Source organism: Wolbachia endosymbiont (group A) of Volucella inflata (genome assembly GCF_947250665.1).
GTDB lineage: Bacteria > Pseudomonadota > Alphaproteobacteria > Rickettsiales > Anaplasmataceae > Wolbachia > Wolbachia pipientis.
In genome coordinates this window covers 381,879-404,964 of the sequence record NZ_OX366338.1, presented here as the reverse complement: position 1 = coordinate 404,964, position 23,086 = coordinate 381,879, and the positions used below count along the sequence as shown (strand labels likewise).

The following is a 23,086-nucleotide window of genomic DNA, read 5'->3' as shown; positions in this document are numbered from 1 at the left end:
TTTTTTACCTATTAGGCTAAACTACCATCTTTTTCTCTCTTTTCATATTTTTTGTCCACAGAGCCTAGATGTTGATCGTGCAAGTAATCTTGTTCTATGCGCTTCTGATTATTGGCAAGTCGTTGCTCTGCCTCTCGCAACTTTTGCAACATAGCATCTCTTTCTCTTATAGCTTGTTCTCTTTCTAATGTATGACCTACTTTGTTTATATTGTTTTCATTAGTGATTGAGTTTGAAGAAGTCTGTTCATCCTCATCTTGCACATAGATTTCTCTGCTGTTTAGTGTAGTTCCGTTGTTCTTTTTCTGATCTCTTGCATTCCATGCTTGCACTGCAGCAGTTACGTTATTTCCGTTCACAGCTAAATTTCCTGGAGTTTTATTATTAGGCTGCAGTAAAGTGCCTTGTCTATAAGTTTGTCTTCTCGTACCAGCACAACGTTGTTCTCCTTCCTCTAACGTTTTTATTATAGCCTTTTTACCTTCTACATCGCCGACAATATCCCTTGGAGTTCAGCCTTGACTATCTTTTAGTAAAGGATTTGCGTCATTATTCAATAAAAGCTGAACTATCTCTTGATGACCATGCAAAGCAGCAATGTGCAAAGCAGTTAATTGAGACTTAGCTCCATCAAGTTCATATATTGGTTCATTAACTTTTGCTTCCTTTGCTAGTAGGAGTTTTACTATTGGTACACTGTTACATTCCACAGCAAGATGTACCAACATATAACTTACAATTTTGTCTGAATCTAACATACTGAACATCTTATCTATCTTCAAATTGTTACAAGTGCTATATACTTTTGAGTCTGCATCTTTTAGCTTACTCCCTATTCTTTCAAGTAAATTATTCTCATTTAAACCTTCACTCTTGCTTACCTCATTTATTATTTCAAAAAACTTTTCCTTTTTTATTGCCATAACCTTTCCTCTCAATTTATTTATTATTGCTGAACAGTCTCACAAAAAAGTTAAGTTTGTCGAAATTCCATGTTTGATCTAAAAATTAGTCACAAACATTTTCTTGTCTGTCATCCAAGTAGCTGACACTGGTTCACTCTATAATGGTGTCACAGCAGTCCTACATCATGCCACCGCGAACCGTCATACCGCGATTCATTCGCGGTATCTCAAAGCATAGATCCCGCTAACAAGCAGCGGGATGACGGTTGTCGTTTAGCCATAAACATTAAGAAATTTACTAAACGAAAAAAAAGGCACACGAAGCCCTAGTCATTGTCTGTTTTCAGTATTGGCGTTTTTTAAGTCTTAAACACTGCAATTTAGCTGCTTTTAAATGCAACTCACCTTAGTTTAAACGTTTAAGAAATTTACTAAGCAGAAAAAAAGGCAAAAGAAACCCCGTGTTAGCTAGTTGTCACTCTCTAATCCTGCAAATCGGCGTACTATACTGTCTTAAACGACTTATAAGCGCGTTTCAGCTTATATAGGTAAAAACCCAGAAATGTTGTGAAGACATAAGGTGCACATAGTGCAAAAAATTAAAAATAAGACGCCAACTACGTTGTTTTCTTGCTGTTTAATCTGCACAGATGAAGATAACTGAATACCTCCACTGTTATGATAAGGGGGCTGGCGAAGGGTGTCAAGTAAGTTTTTCCGTTTCTGCGGGCTACCTGGATTAATATTATATAGAAGGTTTGCTGTCAATAAAGCCTAAACTTACCAAATACATTTCTGTAGATTCAGATCTACTTGACTTTGGTTTAAAGTATTTTACTGTTTTAAACATTTTTTTTAGCTCGTTACAAAAATCTTTATCAGATTCTCCTTGGAAAATTTTTACTACAAACGTGCCACCATGACTCAAGAAATGCTTTGCAAAATTGAGCGCTGCCTCACATAAAAGCATAATTCTGATATGATCCAACGATTTTAAACCACAAGATTCGGGCGCCATGTCAGATAAAATTACATCAAATTTTTGATCCTTGAATTTTTCTCTTAAAATTTCAAACTCATTGATAATATCACATTGTATAAACTCTACTCCATTAATTGCGTTCATTGGTTTTATGTCAAGAGCAACCACATTTGCACCTTTCTGAGATGCAACTTGTGACCATCCACCAGGAGAAGCACCAAGATCAATAATTTTTTGCCCTTCTTGGAATAATTTAAATTTGTTATCCATTTCTACCAGCTTATATGCTGAGCGTGACCTATAACCATCCTTGCTAGTTTTTTGCACATACTGATCATTCAAATGACGATGTAGCCACCTTGTTGAAGATAGTTTTCTGCCTCTAGCCGTCTTTACTCTAGTTTTTATTGCTAATACCCTACTTATTATTGATTATATCTTTAAGCTCTTTTTCAACTACTTCTTTTACCAGTGCATGTAGATATTTATTCAGCCATTCTGAGAGCTGAGGTTTTAAAAGAGATGTAACTAATTCTTCAACAGTAAGGTTCGCTTTTTTTTGTTGTTTATGCTGTAATTCGTTTTGCATTTTTCCAAGCAACGCTTTGATCTCTTCCATATTCTCTTTTAAAATTAGATGATCGTTATTTTGCGCTTGTAAGCCGCTATTACTCGCTTTGTTATTACTCATTTGGATATTATCGTACAAATAAATATCTTTTTTTTCTTCTGAATTGTAGCTATGGCCATTAAATTGGTTATTGTTGCAAGCCATTTCCTCACTTTGGTCATCATTATCAATGTCCTCTTTTTCATTATTTTCTTTTTTGCCATCTTCTTCTATTTCTTCTGGATACTCTTCCTCAAGGTATAGCACATCATCATTTTCATCCTTTATTTCTGCTTTATCGTTACTCGCGTTTTTACCCGATATAGCTTTTTTTATATCTTCTAGGATATCTTTTACAGATTGATTACCTTGTTCATCATGCATAGTGCTAATACCATTAAATTTAGAGGTTTATACTATTTATCATAAAAAGCAAGTTGTAAACACTAATCACATAATTGCTTTTTGCTTCAACTAAGTCTGAACGTGCTTTAAATAATGCATCTTCAGTGTCCAAAAGGTCAGATGTACTCTTTAAATTTAAGTTTACTTCTTGCTCAACTCCTTCCAATGCTAGAGCTGCTGCTTTTTCCGCTTCTTGACTTGCTTTGATAATGGCCTTTGCTGTCAACACATTATTCCAAGCATTTACAACTGCTTGTTCTATATTTTTTACCGTTTCATAATAATCGTAGGTAGATTTTTTTGCATCCATTTTAGCTTTACTGACACCAAAAGCATTAACTCCTCTCTTAAAGATTGGAACATCAAGAGTAAAAACTACATGAACATTTTCTAATAGTTTGTCTACCTTCATACCATCCTCCCCAAAATTTTTGCTTGCACTTAGATTTAAAGAAGGAAGCCACTTGGAGCTTTCAGCAATCACTTCCATTCCGGCTGCTCTTTTTTGATAAACTGCTGCTTTTAGAGATAAATTATTGCTTTTTGCTAACTGTAAACATTCATTTAGCTCTGGAACAGAAGGTAGTTTATCATTAGCTTCAGAAAGGTCATCAGCATCTTCGCCAATCAAATGATAATAAGCAATATTTACCAACTTTAATTTACCTTCAGCATCAACTCTTTCGGATATAGAAGACGAAAATTTTGCTTTTGCTAACAAAACTTCAGCATTGGTTACCTCTCCAAGGGAAAAGCGTTTTTTCATAGCTGACAAATGTTCCAAAGAAACGCGTTCTTTATGTTCTCTGAGTTTTAATATTTCTGTCTTTTGTAAAACATTAACATATGCTTTCACAGCATTAAGTGCAAGCTCTTGTTTTAATTGCTGAAATCGCATCTTTTCTGCTTTGAGAAGATGGCTTGATCGACTGAATGTGGCAAAGGTACCACCGCCATCGATTAATTTCTGGCGCAATGTAAGTTTTTTTTCAGATGTATCAAGATTAAAGTTACTATCGAAATTGTATTGCAAATTAATGTCAGGTAAAAATCCAGCTAACCCAGAAGATTTATAGTGTTTTTCTGCGCTTTTATATTGGTAAAATTGAGACTTTATTTTTGAGCTATTTTTGATGGCTTTGCTTATCACTTCTCCCACATCGGTTGCATAGCAACTTATAGTACTAAAAATGATCGCAAGTGTGATAATCAATCGAAACATTCTAATTCCTATGCATATTGGTTGCGCAGCTCAATTACTAACATAAATTACTTTAATAATCAATAACTAATATTGTTGACACTATTGAGAAATTAAGTATATCATAGCTTACTATTGTTGGATCAAATAATGAAGACTTTTTTCTTAAAGGAGAAACAAATCAATAAAAAGTGGTTTGTCATAGATGCAGAAGGATTAGTGGTAGGGAGGCTTGCAGCATTTGTAGCGACACTATTACGTGGAAAGCATAAACCTGAGTATACACCTCATATGGATTGTGGCGATAATGTAATTATTATCAACGCAGAAAAGGTGCATTTCACCGGAAAGAAGCTTAAAGATAAAATTTACTATAAGCATACAGGTTATTCTGGTGGTTTGAAGAAAACTACTCCAGATAATATTTTAAATGGCAAATTTCCTGAGCGTGTAATAAAAATGGCAGTGAAAAGGATGCTTGATGATGGGCCTATGGCACGTAGACGCTTTGAAAATTTGTATGTTTATTCTGGTTCAGAGCATAAGCATCAAGGACAGCAACCTGAAAAGATAGATTTTGCCTCTTTGAATCGTAAAAATAAAAAGTAATGGAGTAAAAATGAAGAGTTCTACAATAAATAACAATGATTGGTCAGAAAAGACAATTAAATCAGCAGTTGATTCGCTTGGTCGTTTATATGCTACAGGCCGAAGAAAAGAATCTGTAGCAAGAGTATGGATAAAGCCGGGGAGTGGAAAATTTAGTGTTAACAAAAAAGGCGATCTAATTTCTTATTTTAAAAGAGAGTCAGTGTGCCAAATAGTAAAAATGCCATTTGTTGCAACTTCCACATTGGATAAATACGATGTATTTGCAACTGTAAAAGGTGGAGGGCTATCTGGTCAAGCAGGTGCTCTAGCTCATGGAATAAGCGGAGCTTTAAGTAGTGTAAGCCAAGATTTGCATTCTATACTACGTAATGGTGAGTTCTTAACTAGAGATTCACGTGTTGTTGAACGTAAGAAATATGGTCAACATAAAGCTCGGAAAAAGTGTCAATTTTCTAAGAGATAGTTATTTTATAGGGGTGTTTTTTTGTAAGTATTATACAAATATTTGCAAAAGTGTATGATATCCTCTATTTTTGTGATGAATTTAGTTGACTATCGGTGTCAACATAATATGCTATTTATGTGATTTTTTCAATATTAAGGTAATTTATGAGTAAAGAAGATATAATAAAACAATTAAAGGAAGATTGTTCTAGTCAGAATATAGATATAACAAAATCTGATTTGAGCAAGATTCATGATGCGTTTATTAAAATAATAAAGAATGAGCTGCATGGGAAAGGTGAAATACGTTTGCATGGAATAGGAACATTTTCTACTGCTATCAGTCAGGAAAAACAATGTCGTAACCCCCAAAGTGGTGAGATCATGACTGTTCCTAAAAAGACAAGGGTAAAATTTAAAGCAAGCCAAACTCTTTTAAGTATTTTAAATGAGAAGGAAAAAGCAGCAGTTAGTTAGACATTGTCATTTTCATTGTTTTTACTACGCTGTGCAAGCCGTAAAATACAGCTTCGCTAATTAAATAGTGGCCTATGTTAAGAGCTGAGATGTGAGGTATTCTTGTCATCTTCTTAGCGTGTTTATAAGTTATGCCATGTCCTGCGTGGCATTCTATTCCTAATTTATTGACGTACTCTGCAGCATTAGTAATTAACTGTAACTTTTTTTCTGATGGATTATCACAGTAATTCCCTGTGTGAATTTCTATTATGTCAGGTTTTGTCCCTAGCTTTTCAAGATATTTTAGTTGATCAATATTTGGATCGATAAACAGTGAGACTTTTATGCTAGAGCTATGCATTTCCTCTATTATACTAGAAAGTTTACTGTGCATATTCACGATATCCAGGCCACCTTCGGTTGTTAATTCTTCTCTTTTTTCTGGTACTATACTAATCGAATAGGGTTTTACCTTTTTTGCTATTTCAAGCATTTCTTCCGTGGCTGCAATTTCAAGATTTAGCTCAGTGCTAATGCTTTTTTTTAGGTTAAATACGTCTTCATCTCTAATATGCCTTCTATCTTCTCGTAAGTGTACAGTAATAAAGTCTGCTCCAGCGTCAATGGCTATTTCTGCTGCTTTCAATGGATCTGGATAAGAAGTTCCGCGTGCGTTGCGGAGGGTTGCAACGTGATCGATATTAACACCTAGTTTCACAATCTACCTTAGAAATTATTTATAGATTATACATGTTATTAGGTTTTTTGCATAGTCATTGTTTGATTAGCAATACCATAGCCAAGAGACGGGGCTAGAAGTTACTTGACAAATTCCGCCAGTCCCCTTATCATGAAACTGAAGCTATTTATTTATCTTCGCAATCTCTGCAGTGGATTAATGACAAAAAAACTTAATGTATTTGGCGTAAATCATGCTTAATTTTTTGCACTAAAAAACGCCAACTTAAAAAATGGATAGTGAATAACTATAGTATTTTCAAAAGCGAATGATAAAGGTATAATATGTTTTTTTAAAGTAGGGAAAGCGATGGTATATAGTGTAGATTTAAGGGAAAAAGCAGTGTCTTTGGTAGAAAAAGGAAAGTCAAAGGTTGAAGTTGCAGAGGTTTTTTAGATAGGGATAGCAACACTATATAGATGGCTAAAAAAGAAAGCTACTGGCCAAGGTCTCAAAGCGGTAAAAAGTACTGGTTTTATTCGAAAAATAGATCCAGAAATACTCAAAGAATATGTCAAAAAACACCCAGATCACACACTAGCAGAAATGAAACAAAACCTTGGCTTTGGGATAAGTGCAATTTGGTATAGATTAAGACAGCTAAAAATAACCTTTAAAAAAAGTCACATTCTATCAAGAGCGCAATCAAGAAGATAGGCAGCAATTTTGACCTTACCCAGAAAAAGTGGAGAGAAAGAAAAGAGTTTTTTTTGGTAAAATAAAATTTTGGAGGATTAGAAATGGTAAGAGAATATACAGCAGAATTCAAATTGGAAGCTGTTAAACTGGCAAATGAACAAAGAAAGGCAGGTCAAACAATTACAAAAATAGCAAAGGATTTAGGAATAAAGGGTGGTTTATTAGGAAAATGGATAAAGAAACACAACGAAAAAAAGTCGGCAGCAGATGCATTTCCAGGTAGAGGTAACATGGCTCCTTACGACAAAGAGAGGTTTGATTTACAAAGAGAGTTAGCAAGAGTAACAAGGGAAAGAGACATTTAAAAAAAAGCCCTGGCCAGTCAAAAAGAGTAAAATATTTTTTTATAAAAGAGCATAGTAACTGCTATAAAGTACAGGAATTATGTAGGATTTTCTGCTAGTGGCTACTATAAGTGGACCACAAGAAAAATAAGCAGTAGAGAATCAGCAAATAAAGAGCTACTCGCAGCTATTCAAAAAATATATCAAGTTTCTAAATGTAGATATGGAGCTCCTAAAATTCATGCTGAATTGAAGGCTTTGGGTAAAAGTTGCAATTTGAAAACGGTGCAAAGTATTATGCAGAAAAATGACATCAGGGCTATACTGAGAAGAAAGTTTAAAATTAAAAAACAACAAACAGATAATAGAGCTGTAGCTCCCAATATACCAGATCAAAACTTTATTGTTGATCAACCAAATAAAGTATGGGATTACTTACATCAAAACCAAGGAGGGATGGCTATATTTGGCAGCAATAATTCTCACGTATGGTAGTTAATGAGTAGTGCAATAAATAAACAATTGGTTATGAACTCTTTATTAATGGCCATTAATAGGCGTAAACCTGTTAAAAATCTACTGCTGCATAGTGACCAAGGTTCACAATATACTGCGCAAGGGTATCAATATCTCTTAGCTGTAAAGAATATAGATGAGTAATAAAGGCTGTTGTTACGACAATTCTGTTGCAGAAAGCTTCTTTAGCTCATTGAAAAGAGAAATACTTATTGATACTTCACAACACTCTGCTCAACAAACTAGGCTCTGTGGACAAAATTTTAGAGAAGCCATACAAGAGCTCCAACAAAATTGAGAAAACCCATAAAAACCTCAGCAGTTTTATCAAATCTGGAAAAAATGCGCCTAAAATTTTTAATTTTACCAAAAAAACACTCAATCAAATGACGTTCTTTGTAGATATGCTCATCGTAATACCTTTGCACTTTTCGATTCCGTTTTGGCGGAATAACTACTGTACATCCCTTGTCTTCAAGACTTGTAACAAAGGCATTGCTATCGTAGCCCTTGTCAGCTACTACAGTAGAGTTATAGATACTTTCGGTCAACACTTGTGCCTGCGTAATTTCATTTCTTTGACCAGGAGTCAGAGTAAATTTAAGTGGATTTCCAAGTGCATCGACAAGCGCATGTATTTTAGTTGTAAAGCCACCTTTGCTCCTCCCTAAAGCTTCTTGATCCTTGGAGTTTTTTGTATATCCAGATGAACATGGATGGCCTCGGATGATCGTACCGTCGATTATAGCAACTTCTAAATCAGGCTCTTGTTTAGTATATTCAAGCAATTTTTTCCAGACATCTCTTTCACACCATCTTTTAAATCGCTTATGTATATTCCTGTAATTACCATAAGTTTTTGGTAAAAGTCTCCATTGGCAACCACTTCGCACTATGTACCACACTGCCTCTATGAATATTCTTAAACATTTTTCATCTTTGCTGTGCATTCCTTTTACGCTTTTTATGAACTCTAAAATTTGTTTCCAATTTTCCTCTTTGATGTAATATTGCATATGGTAGTTTCTCCATTTTTTACCTATTAGGCTAAACTACCATCTTTTTCTCTCTTTTCATATTTTTTGTCCACAGAGCCTAGTTTACTACAGAAAGAAATTTATATCAAACAACTACCACTGCTTAGACCGTATGGTTGATGAATATGTGCTTTAAATTTGTGTGGGCGCACATATTCATCAACCTATTTTCTATACAGATTTTAAAAATTTACGTTGACTGCTTCTTTAAGTCTTGCATTAGCAATCACTATAATTTTACGCATTAGAGCTGTTATAGCTACCATCTTTTTTTTACCTCTACCAATGAGATCAGAATAAAAAGCACCAAGTACAGATTTAGACTTTGCAGCAGCCATAGCAGCAGTAAAAAGCTTTGCACGAACATTGCTTCTACCACCTGTTATCCTTCGGTAACCAATAGTTTTACCGCTTTCTTTTGGATGCGGGGCAACTCCAGCAAGACTTGCAACTTCTTTTTTGTTTAAGTAGCCAAGTTCTGGCATCAGGCATACAAAATTTTGAGATAACTTGATACCTATTCCCGGTACTGTTCTAAGTATTTTTTGGCGCTTTTGTAACTCTAGATTTTCATCAATGATTTTTTGTATTGCATTATTGATCTCATTTATCTGACCGTTAAAAAAGTCAATGGTTTTTTGGCAACTTTCTTTTATATGCTCGTTTTCAGGTGCTTTCAGTCTACATTTCTCTTGAACTCTCATTTGTGTAATGTCATCACGTCGTTGACAAAGTGCAACTAAGGCTGTTTGTTCTTTTGACATAGGCACAAATAGAGATAGAGTACTATAGCATTCACATCCATATTGAGCAAGAGCTCTTGCATCTGATTGATCAGACTTTGCTAAAGTTCCATGAGATATGACAAAGCTTTTTACTTTGCGAGTATTAGCTCGATGTACAGCAACATTCTTATCAACAAGAAAATGTGCTAAGCCAAGCTCATATTTTCCAGTGTTTTCCAAAGTTACTAGAGAATTAGGTAGGATATCTGAAAATTTTTGAAACAACTGTTGCCAACCAGTAGCATCATTGTCAAACTTGATAGTGCTCTTTTGGTTGTGAGTTGCGGCAACATTTTTAAATTTTCCGATATCAATTCCAATGAAATTTTGATAAGATGTAATCATAATAAATAACCTCGATAGTTTAATTAATTTAAGATTGTAAACGGGTGCATACATATGTCCCATGCAACTATTCAAACGTATCGAGAGATGGGGCTAGTGTACCTTGATCTGAACGGTTGTAATACCAATGGCTCTTCGGTCGCACATGCCCGTGATAGCCCTATTCCTATAGTGAGTAGGGTTATCTTTCCCTCTTATCTCTTTTATATCACATTTTTAACTTACAATTTTCTTCATATCACTACTTACATTCCCGTGTTGTAATAGCCAGTCTGCAGGAAATAGTTTTCTTTCAGGTTTAGATTCTATACTAATATTTGCACTTGGTCTTTCAGGAAGTGGATTACCAAGCGCATCCATGTGTTTAGGTAAAGGTTTCATAACAATATTTGTAGAACTAGAAACGGAATGACTATCTTTAGTATCAGCGCTTTTAGAAAGTGAATTACCTTTGAAATCCATATGTTCAGGTAGTCCATTTTTCATTTCTTCTTGTGCTCTTTTATTTTCTAATTCTTCTGCTAGCTCAGTTTCAGTTTTTTCTGGTTCTTTTACGGTATCTTTACCTTCATCAACACTGCTATACCCTTCATCTTCTGAAACACCAGTAATTTCAGCAGGCTGTTCTTTTTTAGTTCTTATTTTATGAATCAGCAAAAGTAATAAGTAAGTAACTGCAGCAGCAGAAACGATAATGGCTATCTTTGCGGCAATGTGGATTGCTGTTAAAAATATTAAAGCTGATAAAGCTCCAGCTAACCCAGATGTAATAACTTTATTCTTGCCTTTTGTTACATTTAAAATTGCCACCATAATAACCTCTCAAATACTGTTCTAGAATTATTATACAGAAATTTTCTTATACTTGCAACTTTGCGAAAATTTTAATTATTTGCGTAAAGTTTTAAAGCTATACAAGGATTAATTAATATGCAATGTATCTCGACTATAATATTGTACAAACGCACATATTTAGTTAACATTCAACATGCAGAGCTTACTCATAGAGCGAAACAGGGCGGTGGTATTATTACTTATAGTAATTTTTATCTTCGGTTCATACGTTTATGTAAAAATGCCAAGGGAAAGTAACCCTGATATACAGATTCCTATAATCAGCGTGTTTGTTGGACTTCCTGGGATTTCTGCTCAAGATAGTGAAAAGCTATTAGTGCTTCCTATAGAAAATGAACTAAGATCCATCGAAGGTGTAAAAGAATTGAGAGCTTTTGCAACTAATGATGGTGCTCACATGATACTCGAATTTGGAACAGAGTATGATAATAAAGAAGTGCTCGATAATGTCCGTTCAAAGCTTTCAAACATAAAATCGAAGTTACCTGTTGAAGCGGAATCTCCGATAATCAATGAAATAAACTTGAGCTTATTTCCGATACTCAATGTCGGCTTAATTGGTAATTTGCCAGAAAGAGCCTTAACTGAAATAGCACGCAAGCTAAAGAAAGAAATAGAATCTCTGCCAAATGTTCTCAAAGTTGAAGTGGCGGGCATGCGTAAAGAAACAGTGGAAGTTATAATTGAGCCCACAGTTCTAACAAAATATAACATTCAATCAAACGAAATATTCCAAGCTATATCAAGCAATAACAGACTTGTGGGAGCTGGGTCACTGGCCGGTAAATATTCGATTAAAATATCAGGGTTATTAAAAGATATAGAAGATATTATGAATATTCCTATTAGATCTCAAGGCGATGCAGTTTTGAGAATCAAAGATATAGCAAAAGTATACCCTAGGTTTGAGGATCACCAAGGGTTTGCTCGCATTAATGGATTACCTAGTGTCGTGCTAGAAATTTCAAAACGTAATGGAAAAAACATAATAGACACAGTAAATCAAGTAAAATACTTAATGGATAAGGCAAAAGATCAATTACCTGAAAACTTAAAAGTGGTGTACTTAAACGACCAGTCAAAAAACGTCCGCGATGTGCTTGATGACTTGGAAAACGGCATAATATTCGCTGTGTTGTTAATATTGATCATAATGATGCTTTCGATGGGAACAAGGATTGCTATTCTTGTGGCACTCTCGATACCCGGTTCCTTTCTCATTGGAATAATAGCTCTTTACTTTATGGGCATCACTTTAAATATCGTTGTGCTCTTCAGTTTAATCATGGCTGTTGGCATGCTGGTTGATGATGCAATTGTGATCAGCGAATATGCCGATAGAAAGATGATCTGCGGAATGGACAAAGTAGAAGCTTTTCACACTTCAGTTCGTGATATGTTTTATCCGGTTCTATCATCGACATTAACTAAATTGGCAGTGTTTTTTCCTTTACTACTCTGGCCTGATACTGTGGGAAAATTCATGCAGTATATACCAATTACAATAATTTTAACTTTAACCGGATCGCTTATTATGGCTCTGGTTTTTATACCAATACTTGGTGCAATCTTTGGAAAGCCATCAGTAACTTCAAAGGAAGAAATTGAAAAAATGAATGCTATCGAAAGTGGTGAAATAAAAAATGCTGGGCCTATAATAAGAGCTTACGTACGAATGCTAGAAAAGGTTTTGGATCATCCTAAAAAATTCGTATGTGCTACTGTATTCGTTTTGTTTTCATTTAGTGTGCTGTACTTTACTTTTGGTCCTGGAGTAAAGTTTTTTCCGAAAGTGGATTCAGATAATATTTTAATCAGTGTTAAAGCAAAAGAAAGCTTATCAGCCAAAGAACGAGATCTGATACTCAAAGAAGTGGAAGAACGCATTTTGAGCATTGAAAAAGAAATTCATGTTTCTTATGCTAGATCAGGAGCATTTTCAGACAACGTTATCGCCAGAATACAACTAGAACTTATGGATTGGCGCTTCAGGCGCAAAGCTAAGCACATACTAAATGATATAAGGAGCAGTGTGCAAGACATGAAAGGAATAATAATTAATGTTCAAGAGGAAAAGCCAGGACCGTCGGCTGACAAGCCAATACAAATTAACCTCAGCGGGAGTGTATCCAGTTTGAATTTAGCAGCAGAGAAAATTCTAGAAATTATGAACCAACCTTCATCCGGGTTTATAAATATTCAAGATAGCAGATCAGCACCTGAAATAGAGTGGAATATGAGTGTTGATAAGAGTAAGGCTACAAGCTCTGAAGTAAGTGTTGCAACCATTGGCGATTTTATAAAGATGGTTACAAATGGAGTGTTGATTGGAAAATATAGACCAAATAACACGGATGAAGAAATCGATATTGTACTCCGTTTCCCTGGAAAGGATCGCAACATGAAGACTATAGACAATCTTTTTATCAATACAGTTAATGGCCCGTATCCTATGAGCAATATAGTAAAATATGCTCCCGAAAAAAAGGTAAACAAACTAAACAGGATTGATGGATTACGCACAGTGACAATCTCTGCTGACGTTGATACTGGCTATCTTGTTGATGAAAGAGTAAAGTTCATTCAGAATTCTATTGCCCAGGATTGGGACAAGGGAGTAAAAATTGATTTTAAAGGCGACAAAGAAGATCAACAAAAATCAGGAGCATTTTTGTTAAAGGCTTTTATATTAGCGATTACACTAATGATATTGGTATTAGTGACACAGTTTAATAATGTATACCATACATTTATCGTAATGACAGCAGTGTTTTTATCCACAACATGTGTGTTTTTTGTTTTCTTTCTTATCCAACAAGTTTTCGTAGTTGTTATGTGTGGAGTGGGGATAATTGCTTTGGCGGGAATTATAGTGAATAATAACATACTATTACTTGATGCCTTTCATCGCCAAATTAAGGTACACAAAAATGACATCAAGCGATGTGTAATAAACGCTGCAATTTCTCGCGTTAGGCCAATATTGCTTACCGTTGCAACCACAGTTCTTGGTTTAATACCGATGATTACCAGGTTAAATATCAATTTTTTTACGCTACAAATCACATATGATGCTCCATCAAGCCAGTGGTGGGTTGACATTTCAACAACCATAGCAAGTGGAATATTGGTTGCAACGGTTTTAACTTTATTCTTTACTCCTGCGTTGCTTGTTATACAAAGACATGAAAAAACTTGACTTAAATTAGCAATCATTTAACATTTAAGATAGTGTTCTTTGCCCGTTGGAGCTATAATTATAACTAATTACATTGGATTTATTTATTATGATTGCTAATCGTAAAAGCAGTGTTAAGCAGAAAAGTAACAAGAATAACATAGTTGGAAGCCTTGATGTAATAAAAACAGCAGGAGAGCTTTCACTTCAAAAAGGTTTAGATTTTGATGTTGTAATAAAGGCACTAGAAAGTGCTATAGAAGCAGTGGCTTATCAAAAATATGGTAGCAAAAGTAAAATTGTAGTTAATATAGATAGAAACACAGGCAAAGTTACTTCATACAGAAAACTAAAAGTTATTGATGACGAATCAAATAGAGAAGAGAATACTGAGTATGAATCAATTACGCTGACACAAGCTAAATTAATAAAAGGAGATGCAAAAATTGGAGATACTGTTAGTGAATTACTCTCTCTTAACACTGATCTTGCTTCAGCAAGAATTGCCCAGCAAAAGATTGCTCAAATAATTAAAGATGAAGAGTCAAAAAAGCAATATGAGGAATTTAAAGATAAGGTGGGAGAAATAAGGTATGGTATTGTTAAACAAGTAGAATATTCAGATCTTATTATAGACATAAATGGCACTAGGGCATATCTTCCATTGCGAAATTTAACTGGTGGTGAATCATTTCGTGAAGGTGATAAGGTTAAAGCTTACATACAGACTGTTAAGCGCTCTGATGATGGACGTCAAATTATTCTTTCTAGAACTCATGAAGGCTTTTTGGAGGCATTATTAAATCAAGAAATACCAGAAATTGCTGACGGATTAGTGACAATTAAAGGTATAGCTAGAGATGCTGGTTCAAGGTCTAAGGTTGCCGTTTTCTCTCCCGACAAGAACATTGATCCAGTAGGTGCTTGTGTTGGAGTTAAGGGAGATAGAATAAAAACTATTATACACGAATTAAATGGTGAAAAAATTGACGTTATAAATTACTCCTCAGATTTGGGTCAATTTGTTATTAAAGCCATTACTCCTGCAGAAGTATCGAAGGTTATTATTGATGAAAATGAAAATTGCATAGAGTTAATAGTTGCTGAAGATCAATTGAGTTTAGCGATAGGAAAAAAGGGCCAGAATGTAAGATTAGCTTCAGAGCTTGTTGGATGGAAAATTGAGATATTAAGCACTCAGCAAGAATCAGAAAGGCGAAGTAAAGAGCTTAGTCAATGTTCAGCTTTATTTGCTGAAGCTTTAAACTTAGAAGAGATTATGGGTCAGCTATTGGTAACAGAAGGTTTTTCAAGTGTAGAAGACATATCTAGCGCTTCAATTAAAGAGCTTGCTTCAATAGAGGGCTTTAATGAAGATATTGCAAACGAACTTCACAATAGAGCAAATAAGTACCTGAAAGCAGAAAATGATAGAAAAATACAAGAGCTAAAAAGTTTAGGTATGGAGGATGATGTAATCAATTTAACTTTATCAATAGACAATAAAATTGCTCTTAGTAAGCATGATATTAAGACTTTAGAGGACATAGCAGATTTATCAAGTTATGAGTTTTGCAGCATACTCTCTTCCTCATCCGATAGCAAAGAAGATCTAAAAGATACAGTAGATTCAATAATCATAGAAGCACGTAAAAAGCTTGGATTAATATAATAAAATAATATGAATAATGAAGATATCAGTGATAAAAAATTAACGCTCCAAGGTTTAAGCAAGCTTAAATTAGACCTCAATTTAAACTCTTCAGCTAGCCCAAGTACTGGAGCTACAGTAGTAAAAAAAAGAAGAAAAAAATCTCATGATGCAGAAGAACATAATTTATTTGACGAGAGTAAATTATGTTCTTTAACAGAGAAAGAACAAATTTTTCGCATTAATGCTGTGCAAAATGCTGCTTTGCTGAAAGAAAGAAATCAGAGAGAAGAAAAAGAGAAAACAGCAAAAGAAGACAATAATAAAGAGATTGACGAGAAAAATGAAGCGGACGCTTTATCTAAGGAAATAAATAAGCAAGTTTTAAGTAATACCCACTTAGTTGAACCAAAAGAAGATAGTATTGACCATGAGGACGACGATAAAAAGTCTTTTAAGGTCAACAAAGATATATATTCTAAGCATTCTAAACTGGTAATTGCACAGGCAATAGATGAAAAAACTGAACAACCCCCTGTATTTAAGCAAAGGTTTGGTATAAGAGGTAGAAAGTCAAAGTTTACTAAGGGTAAAAATATATCAAGAGAAGTTATTGTACCAGACAAAATAACTATCAGGGAGTTATCTATTCGTATGGCAGAAGATAGCAAGAGTGTGCTAAAAATGTTCAAAGAAGAAGTTGGTGAGAGTTATAGAGTAGATGATCTGGTGGATCCAGATATAGCATGTGAAATAGTGAAAAAATTTAATCATACGGCCAAACGAGTGAGCAATGCCAACAAAGAAAAGGATTTATTTTTTATAGAAGGCAGAGAAAGCCTGCCTAAAAAACCTAAACCACCAATCGTCACTTTTATGGGACACGTCGATCATGGTAAAACCTCATTGCTCGATGCATTTCGTGAATCTAATGTTGCAGAAAGAGAGTCAGGTGGCATAACTCAACACATAGGTGCTTATCAAATAACAACAAAAGATAAGCAAAAAATTACTTTCATTGATACACCAGGACATGAAGCGTTCACTGCGATGCGTGCATGTGGTGCCAATATTACTAATATAGTTGTAATAGTAGTTGCAGCTGACGATGGAATCATGAAACAAACAGTTGAAGCAATAAATCATGCAAAAGCAGCAAATGTTTCCATTATAGTTGCTATTAATAAAATTGATAAATCTGAGCCTGGTGATGTGGAGAAAGTAATGAGTAGCTTACCTCGATATGATCTCATTCCTGAAGAGCTTGGTGGTGATGTTATGATTGTGCCAGTATCAGCAAAAAAGAAAACTAATTTAGATAAACTAGAAGAGACGATTTTGTTAATCGCTGAATTAATGAAGCTAGAAGCAATAGAAGATTGTCGAGCACTTGGATGGGTAATAGAATCCAAAATAGATAAAGCAAAAGGAATATCAGCTACGTTGATAGTTGAGGAAGGAACGTTAAAGGTTGGTGATATATTGGTAGTTGGTACAACATACAGTAAAGTACGTAGTATGGTTAATCACCTTGGTCAAAGAGAAAAAGCAGCACTACCCTCCGCTCCAATTGAAATTACTGGTCTAAATGGTGTACCAAATGCTGGAGATAAATTTGTTGTTGTAAATTCTGAAAAGCAGGCACGTGAAATTGTTGAATACAGGCTAGAGTTAATCAAGAAAAAGAAAGAAGATTCGGGCGACAATAATTTAGATATATTCAGCCGTAATAACAGTGAAACAGAAGAACTATCTGTAGTTTTAAAGTGCGATGTAACTGGTTCTATTGAAGCAATATCAAGTTCAATTGATAAACTCGGTAAAGACCAAGTGAAATTAAATATCCTACACAAAGCAGTAGGAGGGATAACAGATTCAGATGTGCTGCTTGCAGAAGCATCAAGTGCAGTAATTTTAGCTTTTAATGTAAAAGTGGACTCAAAAATAAGGGACTTGGCAAAACAAAAAGGTGTAGAAATACATACTTATAACATAATATACGAGCTCATTGACGACATGAGAATGTATTTAACTAAAATGTTAAAGCCTGTTACACGAGAGGTTCGTGTTGGCTTTGCATCTGTGAGGCAAATATTTAACGTATCTAAAGCTGGTAATATCATTGGATGTTACGTAAGTGATGGAGTCATAAGAAAAGATTCTTTAATTAAGGTAATGCGTGGTGGCAAATTGGTGCATGAAGGAAAGTTAAAAGCACTACGTAGATTTAAAGATGATGTTAAAGAAGTAGGTGTAAACTTTGAATGCGGAGTATCACTAGAGGGTAATATCGATATTAAAGTTGGAGATATTTTAGAAGCTTATCAATTAGTGCAAGAAGAAAGGGTATTATAGTAGCTGGATATGAAAAAGGAAATTAGAAACCTAAAAATAGCATCGGTATTGCATAGAGCGATATCAAGAGTCCTAATGGAAGGTAAGGTGTTTAATAAAAATGTAGCGGTATCTGACGTAAAATTAAGTAAAGATTTGAAAAAAGCAGATGTATATATTGTGTTATCTTCATTGAATATTCAAGTAGCTGACTACTTAGATCCAGAAAAAAGACGCACTGGAGATCCTTCTGAGAATAATTGTGATATTAACACTGTTGTTAATCAAATGAACCAGTCTGCATGGTCAATACGTAAATCTATATTGTGTTATGTTGATTTGCGATTTATACCTGAGTTAGTTTTCAAGCCTGATTTAGCGTTCGATAATTTTGTTAATGTAAGCAAAATATTACATAATCACACTTAATTAATGTATTTCAACCATTACTTTTCATTAATGAGGTTGCACAGTTTAACAGGTTTGTGGCTTGTGCTATTTCCCAGTTTGAGCGGTATTCTTTTAGCCTCAACTTCTCTATCGTATCAGGCTCTTTTTCTCCTTGTTTTGTTTACTATAGGTGCATTTTTAATGAGACCTGCAGGGTGCATAATCAATGACATTTTCGATAGAGAAATAGATGCGCACGTTGAACGAACAAAATATAGGCCACTTGCAAGTGGTGCATTAAACATAAAGCAGGCTTTGGCTTTACTTTCACTGTTACTGTCTATTGCCCTGGTAATCTTATTATTAACTAATAAAACTACACTTATACTTGGAATAATCTCAATGTGTATGATAGCTACTTACCCTTTATTAAAGCGGTATGTTTGGTGGCCACAATTGTTCTTAGGGTTTACCTTCAATATGGGATCGCTCATGGGCTCAGCAGCAATAACAAACCAGATCAGTATAGAATCCTTGCTGTTTTATATAGGATGCGTCTTTTGGACGCTTAGTTATGATACCATATACGCCCATCAAGATAAAAAAGATGATGAAAAACTCGGAATGAAATCTACCGCATTATATTTTGGTGATACAACAAAATCTTGGTTGAAAAGATTTTATTTAATATCTCTTATGACGTGGCTATATGCTGGTATCTTATCATCATTAAATAACATTTTTTATATTGCTCTACTTGCTGTAGGGTTCATATTTCACCGCCAATACAAAAATTTCAATCCTGACGATCCCAGTCAATGCATGTCCATATTTAAAAATAACTCCTACGTAGGGTTGCTGCTCTTTTTCGGCATTCTTTTAGATAGAATTATCACCTAGGTCTCAAGAGTTTCGGCTCTAATGAAATCAATAGACTCAGGTAGTCCGCAGAAACAAAAAACTTCCTTGACAAACTCCGCCAACCTCCTTATTATAGTATTAAGGGTATTTGTGACTCAAAACTTGTTTTTGACCTGCAGGTTCAATGACAAAATTTAGTAAAAAACTCAGGGTATCTTTTGGCGGATTACATAAAATTATAGCGGTTGCATGTCTTTTAAAATTTTTCTACATTCAGCCAAATCGCGCTTAAACTAAGCGTCAGAACATTATTACAGCGCCAATTTAAAGTATTAAAGGGTCAAAACTCGCACCACGGGGCTTCTTTGCCTTTTTTTTTATTTGGTAAATTTCTTAATATTTATAGCAACATGAACTGGGCAGGAAGGTGTCATTCCAGTGCCCCTGTGATGTCATTCCAGCGCGTGACGCTGGAATCCCAAAAAAGGATGATGTCATCCCAGTCTGGGATCCAGAAAACTTAACTTTAAATAAGCGGCTGCATAATAAAGACTAGATTCCAGTGTCAAGCACTGGAATGACAGGAGAAGGAGGCTACTTTCATGACGCCATTCTTTTTTCTGGATCCCAGTGTCAGCTACTCGGATGACGAGAAAGGAGCACTGGGATGACGAGAAAGGAGCACTGGAATGACATCATAGGGGCTTGTATCTTGTAAAAAGCATCTAATGTTTTAAGCTTAAGCATTAGATGGAGAAGGGAAGCACTCTGTAATGGGGCTTAGATATAAAATCTGTCAAGTAGATAAGAGCTCCCTTCTCAAAGGTATAGGCTGGACGGTATCGTAGAAAAACCTAAATGGTTCTAATTCTGTATTCACAAGGTTAGCCTTACTTTTCATTTTTAATGGTAACGTATGGGGTTATATATGATCAACAACTTTCTGGGCATAGATGTATCAAAAGATCGCTTTGATGTTTTTCTCTCATTTATAAGTAAAAAAGGAAAACGTGAAACTAGGCTCTGTGGACAAAATTTTAGAGAAGCCATACAAGAGCTCCAACAAAATTGAGAAAACCCATAAAAACCTCAGCAGTTTTATCAAATCTGGAAAAAATGCGCCTAAAATTTTTAATTTTACCAAAAAAACACTCAATCAAATGACGTTCTTTGTAGATATGCTCATCGTAATACCTTTGCACTTTTCGATTCCGTTTTGGCGGAATAACTACTGTACATCCCTTGTCTTCAAGACTTGTAACAAAGGCATTGCTATCGTAGCCCTTGTCAGCTACTACAGTAGAGTTATAGATACTTTCGGTCAACACTTGTGCCTGCGTAATTTCATTTCTTTGACCAGGAGTCAGAGTAAATTTAAGTGGATTTCCAAGTGCATCGACAAGCGCATGTATTTTAGTTGTAAAGCCACCTTTGCTCCTCCCTAAAGCTTCTTGATCCTTGGAGTTTTTTGTATATCCAGATGAACATGGATGGCCTCGGATGATCGTACCGTCGATTATAGCAACTTCTAAATCAGGCTCTTGTTTAGTATATTCAAGCAATTTTTTCCAGACATCTCTTTCACACCATCTTTTAAATCGCTTATGTATACTCCTGTAATTACCATAAGTTTTTGGTAAAAGTCTCCATTGGCAACCACTTCGCACTATGTACCACACTGCCTCTATGAATATTCTTAAACGTTTTTCATCTTTGCTGTGCATTCCTTTTACGCTTTTTATGAACTCTAAAATTTGTTTCCAATTTTCCTCTTTGATGTAATATTGCATATGGTAGTTTCTCCATTTTTTACCTATTAGGCTAAACTACCATCTTTTTCTCTCTTTTCATATTTTTTGTCCACAGAGCCTAGCTGATTGTTAAAAAAATACTTTCAATCTTATATGAAATATTGCCTTATTTTGTAATTTTCTTGTTGACTAACGAGACGGTATCTACTCGGATGACAAAAAAAAGGGCACTGTGACGGACTTAAATCACAATTATCAGTTAATACTAATCGCGGCATTACAAAAAACGCCAAACTTTTTTCTGCTTTTATGCAAGAAGCCTAGTCCATATATTCTTCCCACTTCTCCGTAACTTTTCTTACTATTTCCTCACTCATCCCAATTTTCTTTCCCCACTCTCGTTTGGTTTCAGGCGGAATTTTGTTTGTCGCATCAAATCCCATTTTACCTCCCAGGCCGCTTTCAGGGGAAGCAAAGTCTAAATAATCAATAGGTGCATTTTCTATCATGATTGTATCACGCACAGGGTCCATCCTTGTTGACATTGCCCACATCACTTCCTTCCAATCACGTATATTTATATCATCATCAACAACGATAATAAACTTCGTGTATAAAAACTGCTTTAGAAAAGAAAGTATGCCCATAACAATTCTTTTTGCCTGCCCTGGATAGGATTTTTTTATCGACACTACCGCTATTCTATATGAGCAACCTTCCGGCGGCAGATAAAAATCCACTATCTCTGGAAATTGATTAATAAGAATGGGCACGAAAATTTCATTGAGTGCTTCACCAAGAATCGATGGTTCATCAGGTGGCTTGCCAGTGAAAGTGCTGAGATAAATTAGATTTTTGCGCATAGTAATTGCAGTAATATTAAATTCTGGAAATTGCTCAACAGAATTATAGTAGCCAGTGTGGTCTCCGTATGGCCCTTCGTCTTGATATCTATCCAAACTCACATAGCCTTCCAGAACGATTTCCGCGTGAGCTGGCACTTGAAGTGGAATAGTCTTACAATTTACAAGCTCAAGCGGCTTCTTTCGCAGTAGTCCAGCAAATTGGTATTCTGACAATGTTTCTGGCACTGGAGTTACTGCAGCAATAATCGTTGCAGGATCACTACCGATCACAGCAGCAGCAGGAAATTTCATATTTTGTTCCTTCTCTTTCCATCGTTTGTGGTGACCTGCACCACCACGATGTGCAAGCCAACGCATTAGAGTCGTTTTTTTATCTATGACCTGCATACGATATATTCCAAGATTGAAATTATCTTGTTTGTCTCTCGTGGGGCCTTTTGTTACCACAATCGGCCAGGTGATAAGTGGTGCAGGTTCATTTGGCCAGCATGTTTGAATGGGCAGTAGACTTAGGTCCACTTCATCTCCGGTTAGCACTACCTCTTGACATGGAGCTTTGTTCACGACTTTACTTCGCATCGATAACACGACTTTTAGCAGAGGAAACATCTTCATAGCATCTTTAAAGTTTTTTGGCGGCTCAGGTGATTGCAAAAATGCTAAAAGTTTACCAAGATCTCTTAGCTCACCAGGATTTATGTTCAGTCCCAAGGCAATTCTTTCAATAGTACCGAATAAATTCACTAAAACTGGAATCGAATTTTTGCCGTTTTCTGTGACAACATTTTCAAAGATGATAGCTGGTCCTTTGTTTGACAAAACTCTGCGGTGAATTTCTGTCATTTCAAGAACAGTTGAAACCTCCTCCTTAATCCTAATCAGATCTTTTTTTTCCTCTAAGGCTTTAATGAAGTCACGTAAGTTGTTGTACATATTCCAGTTTTTAAAATTTTAAGTTTACATTTAGTTTTCAAGCACTTTATTGAAATTTGACCTATGTACTACTTTCCTGCCTAGCAAGCTTTCAGTTAATTTGAGATCAAATCCTCATATTGCTTACTAAGTTTGTATCAACTATGTTTTTTTAAATTTTTTGAATTTAGTCTTATTACAACTCTTGTTTATAACTTTGTATTTTTATTCAATTAAAAAATGTATTTTTGGCAACAAAAACCCT

Annotated in this window: 21 protein-coding genes and 1 pseudogene; 10 read left to right on the top strand and 12 right to left on the bottom strand. The window is 35.1% G+C overall.

From position 1 onward, the window contains the following. Nucleotides 1-11: 11 nt before the first annotated feature. The 5 genes from OOK85_RS02105 to OOK85_RS02085 form a co-directional block, all read right to left on the bottom strand. On the bottom strand, nt 12-332 hold the full coding sequence (locus OOK85_RS02105) for a hypothetical protein (protein WP_264703738.1): 321 nt from the start codon (nt 330-332) through the stop codon (nt 12-14). A gap of 180 nt (nt 333-512) precedes the next feature. Beyond that, a complete protein-coding gene (locus tag OOK85_RS02100) occupies nt 513-923 on the bottom strand; it encodes an ankyrin repeat domain-containing protein (RefSeq protein WP_264703737.1) in 411 nt (136 codons plus the stop codon). A 727-nt stretch (nt 924-1,650) separates the two neighbouring features. Then, nucleotides 1,651-2,229: an RlmE family RNA methyltransferase gene (locus OOK85_RS02095; protein ID WP_264703735.1), complete on the bottom strand. Its 579-nt coding sequence runs from the start codon at nt 2,227-2,229 to the stop codon at nt 1,651-1,653. A gap of 76 nt (nt 2,230-2,305) precedes the next feature. Next, nucleotides 2,306-2,881: a PopZ family protein gene (locus OOK85_RS02090; protein ID WP_010082598.1), complete on the bottom strand. Its 576-nt coding sequence runs from the start codon at nt 2,879-2,881 to the stop codon at nt 2,306-2,308. 19 nt (nt 2,882-2,900) lie between these two features. Further along, nucleotides 2,901-4,124 (bottom strand): TolC family protein, encoded by a 1,224-nt coding sequence (locus OOK85_RS02085; RefSeq protein ID WP_264703732.1) that lies wholly within the window; start codon nt 4,122-4,124, stop codon nt 2,901-2,903. A gap of 129 nt (nt 4,125-4,253) precedes the next feature. Here OOK85_RS02085 and rplM point away from each other — a divergent pair, with 129 nt between their 5' ends. The 3 genes from rplM to OOK85_RS02070 all read left to right on the top strand — a co-directional run bounded on the left by rplM (nt 4,254) and on the right by OOK85_RS02070 (nt 5,636). Next, on the top strand, nt 4,254-4,712 hold the full coding sequence (gene rplM / locus OOK85_RS02080) for a 50S ribosomal protein L13 (protein WP_264704128.1): 459 nt from the start codon (nt 4,254-4,256) through the stop codon (nt 4,710-4,712). Between the two features lie 10 nt (nt 4,713-4,722). Beyond that, nucleotides 4,723-5,178 (top strand): 30S ribosomal protein S9, encoded by a 456-nt coding sequence (gene rpsI, locus OOK85_RS02075; RefSeq protein WP_264703729.1) that lies wholly within the window; start codon nt 4,723-4,725, stop codon nt 5,176-5,178. Nucleotides 5,179-5,324: 146 nt separating this feature from the next. Beyond that, a complete protein-coding gene (locus tag OOK85_RS02070; protein ID WP_006279876.1) occupies nt 5,325-5,636 on the top strand; it encodes an HU family DNA-binding protein in 312 nt (103 codons plus the stop codon). On the opposite strand, the gene OOK85_RS02065 is transcribed toward OOK85_RS02070, so the two are convergent. Beyond that, entirely contained in the window at nt 5,629-6,336 is a 708-nt protein-coding gene (locus tag OOK85_RS02065) for a pyridoxine 5'-phosphate synthase (protein WP_264703726.1), read from the bottom strand. The two genes, OOK85_RS02070 and OOK85_RS02065, sit on opposite strands and share 8 nt — an antisense overlap. 417 nt (nt 6,337-6,753) lie before the next feature. Here OOK85_RS02065 and OOK85_RS07785 point away from each other — a divergent pair, with 417 nt between their 5' ends. Together OOK85_RS07785 and OOK85_RS07980 are read left to right on the top strand one after the other, a co-directional pair. Beyond that, nucleotides 6,754-7,014 carry an IS630 transposase-related protein gene (locus tag OOK85_RS07785; protein WP_406720031.1) on the top strand — a complete coding sequence of 87 codons (261 nt, stop codon included), beginning with the start codon at nt 6,754-6,756 and terminating at the stop codon, nt 7,012-7,014. 83 nt (nt 7,015-7,097) lie between these two features. Beyond that, nucleotides 7,098-8,103: pseudogene (locus tag OOK85_RS07980) on the top strand (IS3 family transposase); the annotation flags it as partial. A gap of 16 nt (nt 8,104-8,119) precedes the next feature. Here OOK85_RS07980 and OOK85_RS02045 read toward each other — a convergent pair. From OOK85_RS02045 to OOK85_RS02035, 3 genes are all read right to left on the bottom strand, one after another. Beyond that, nucleotides 8,120-8,872, bottom strand: a complete 753-nt coding sequence (locus tag OOK85_RS02045; RefSeq protein ID WP_264703648.1) for an IS5 family transposase — start codon at nt 8,870-8,872, stop codon at nt 8,120-8,122. A gap of 203 nt (nt 8,873-9,075) precedes the next feature. Beyond that, the gene (locus OOK85_RS02040; RefSeq protein ID WP_264703712.1) at nt 9,076-10,023 is read right to left on the bottom strand and encodes an IS110 family RNA-guided transposase; all 948 of its coding nucleotides are present in this window, start codon (nt 10,021-10,023) and stop codon (nt 9,076-9,078) included. A 216-nt stretch (nt 10,024-10,239) separates the two neighbouring features. Beyond that, on the bottom strand, nt 10,240-10,836 hold the full coding sequence (locus tag OOK85_RS02035) for a hypothetical protein (protein ID WP_264703724.1): 597 nt from the start codon (nt 10,834-10,836) through the stop codon (nt 10,240-10,242). Nucleotides 10,837-11,011: 175 nt separating this feature from the next. Between OOK85_RS02035 and OOK85_RS02030 the strand changes: the two genes are divergently transcribed. The 5 genes from OOK85_RS02030 (at nt 11,012) to ubiA (ending at nt 19,331) form a co-directional block, all read left to right on the top strand. Further along, nucleotides 11,012-14,077 (top strand): efflux RND transporter permease subunit, encoded by a 3,066-nt coding sequence (locus tag OOK85_RS02030; protein ID WP_264703722.1) that lies wholly within the window; start codon nt 11,012-11,014, stop codon nt 14,075-14,077. An 88-nt stretch (nt 14,078-14,165) separates the two neighbouring features. Then, the gene (nusA, locus tag OOK85_RS02025; protein ID WP_264703720.1) at nt 14,166-15,728 is read left to right on the top strand and encodes a transcription termination factor NusA; all 1,563 of its coding nucleotides are present in this window, start codon (nt 14,166-14,168) and stop codon (nt 15,726-15,728) included. Nucleotides 15,729-15,737: 9 nt separating this feature from the next. After that, the gene (gene infB / locus OOK85_RS02020) at nt 15,738-18,062 is read left to right on the top strand and encodes a translation initiation factor IF-2 (protein WP_264703718.1); all 2,325 of its coding nucleotides are present in this window, start codon (nt 15,738-15,740) and stop codon (nt 18,060-18,062) included. A 9-nt stretch (nt 18,063-18,071) separates the two neighbouring features. Further along, nucleotides 18,072-18,470: a ribosome-binding factor A gene (locus tag OOK85_RS02015; protein WP_264703716.1), complete on the top strand. Its 399-nt coding sequence runs from the start codon at nt 18,072-18,074 to the stop codon at nt 18,468-18,470. A 3-nt stretch (nt 18,471-18,473) separates the two neighbouring features. After that, the gene (ubiA, locus tag OOK85_RS02010; RefSeq protein ID WP_264703714.1) at nt 18,474-19,331 is read left to right on the top strand and encodes a 4-hydroxybenzoate octaprenyltransferase; all 858 of its coding nucleotides are present in this window, start codon (nt 18,474-18,476) and stop codon (nt 19,329-19,331) included. A gap of 864 nt (nt 19,332-20,195) precedes the next feature. Here ubiA and OOK85_RS02005 read toward each other — a convergent pair. From OOK85_RS02005 to OOK85_RS01995, 3 genes are all read right to left on the bottom strand, one after another. Further along, nucleotides 20,196-20,342, bottom strand: coding sequence for a hypothetical protein (locus OOK85_RS02005; RefSeq protein WP_264704235.1), 147 nt, complete (start codon nt 20,340-20,342; stop codon nt 20,196-20,198). Further along, nucleotides 20,330-21,082 carry an IS5 family transposase gene (locus tag OOK85_RS02000; RefSeq protein ID WP_264702164.1) on the bottom strand — a complete coding sequence of 251 codons (753 nt, stop codon included), beginning with the start codon at nt 21,080-21,082 and terminating at the stop codon, nt 20,330-20,332. Before OOK85_RS02000 ends, OOK85_RS02005 begins: the two co-directional genes overlap by 13 nt. 281 nt (nt 21,083-21,363) lie before the next feature. Then, the gene (locus OOK85_RS01995; RefSeq protein WP_182319856.1) at nt 21,364-22,842 is read right to left on the bottom strand and encodes a UbiD family decarboxylase; all 1,479 of its coding nucleotides are present in this window, start codon (nt 22,840-22,842) and stop codon (nt 21,364-21,366) included. Nucleotides 22,843-23,086 lie beyond the last annotated feature (244 nt).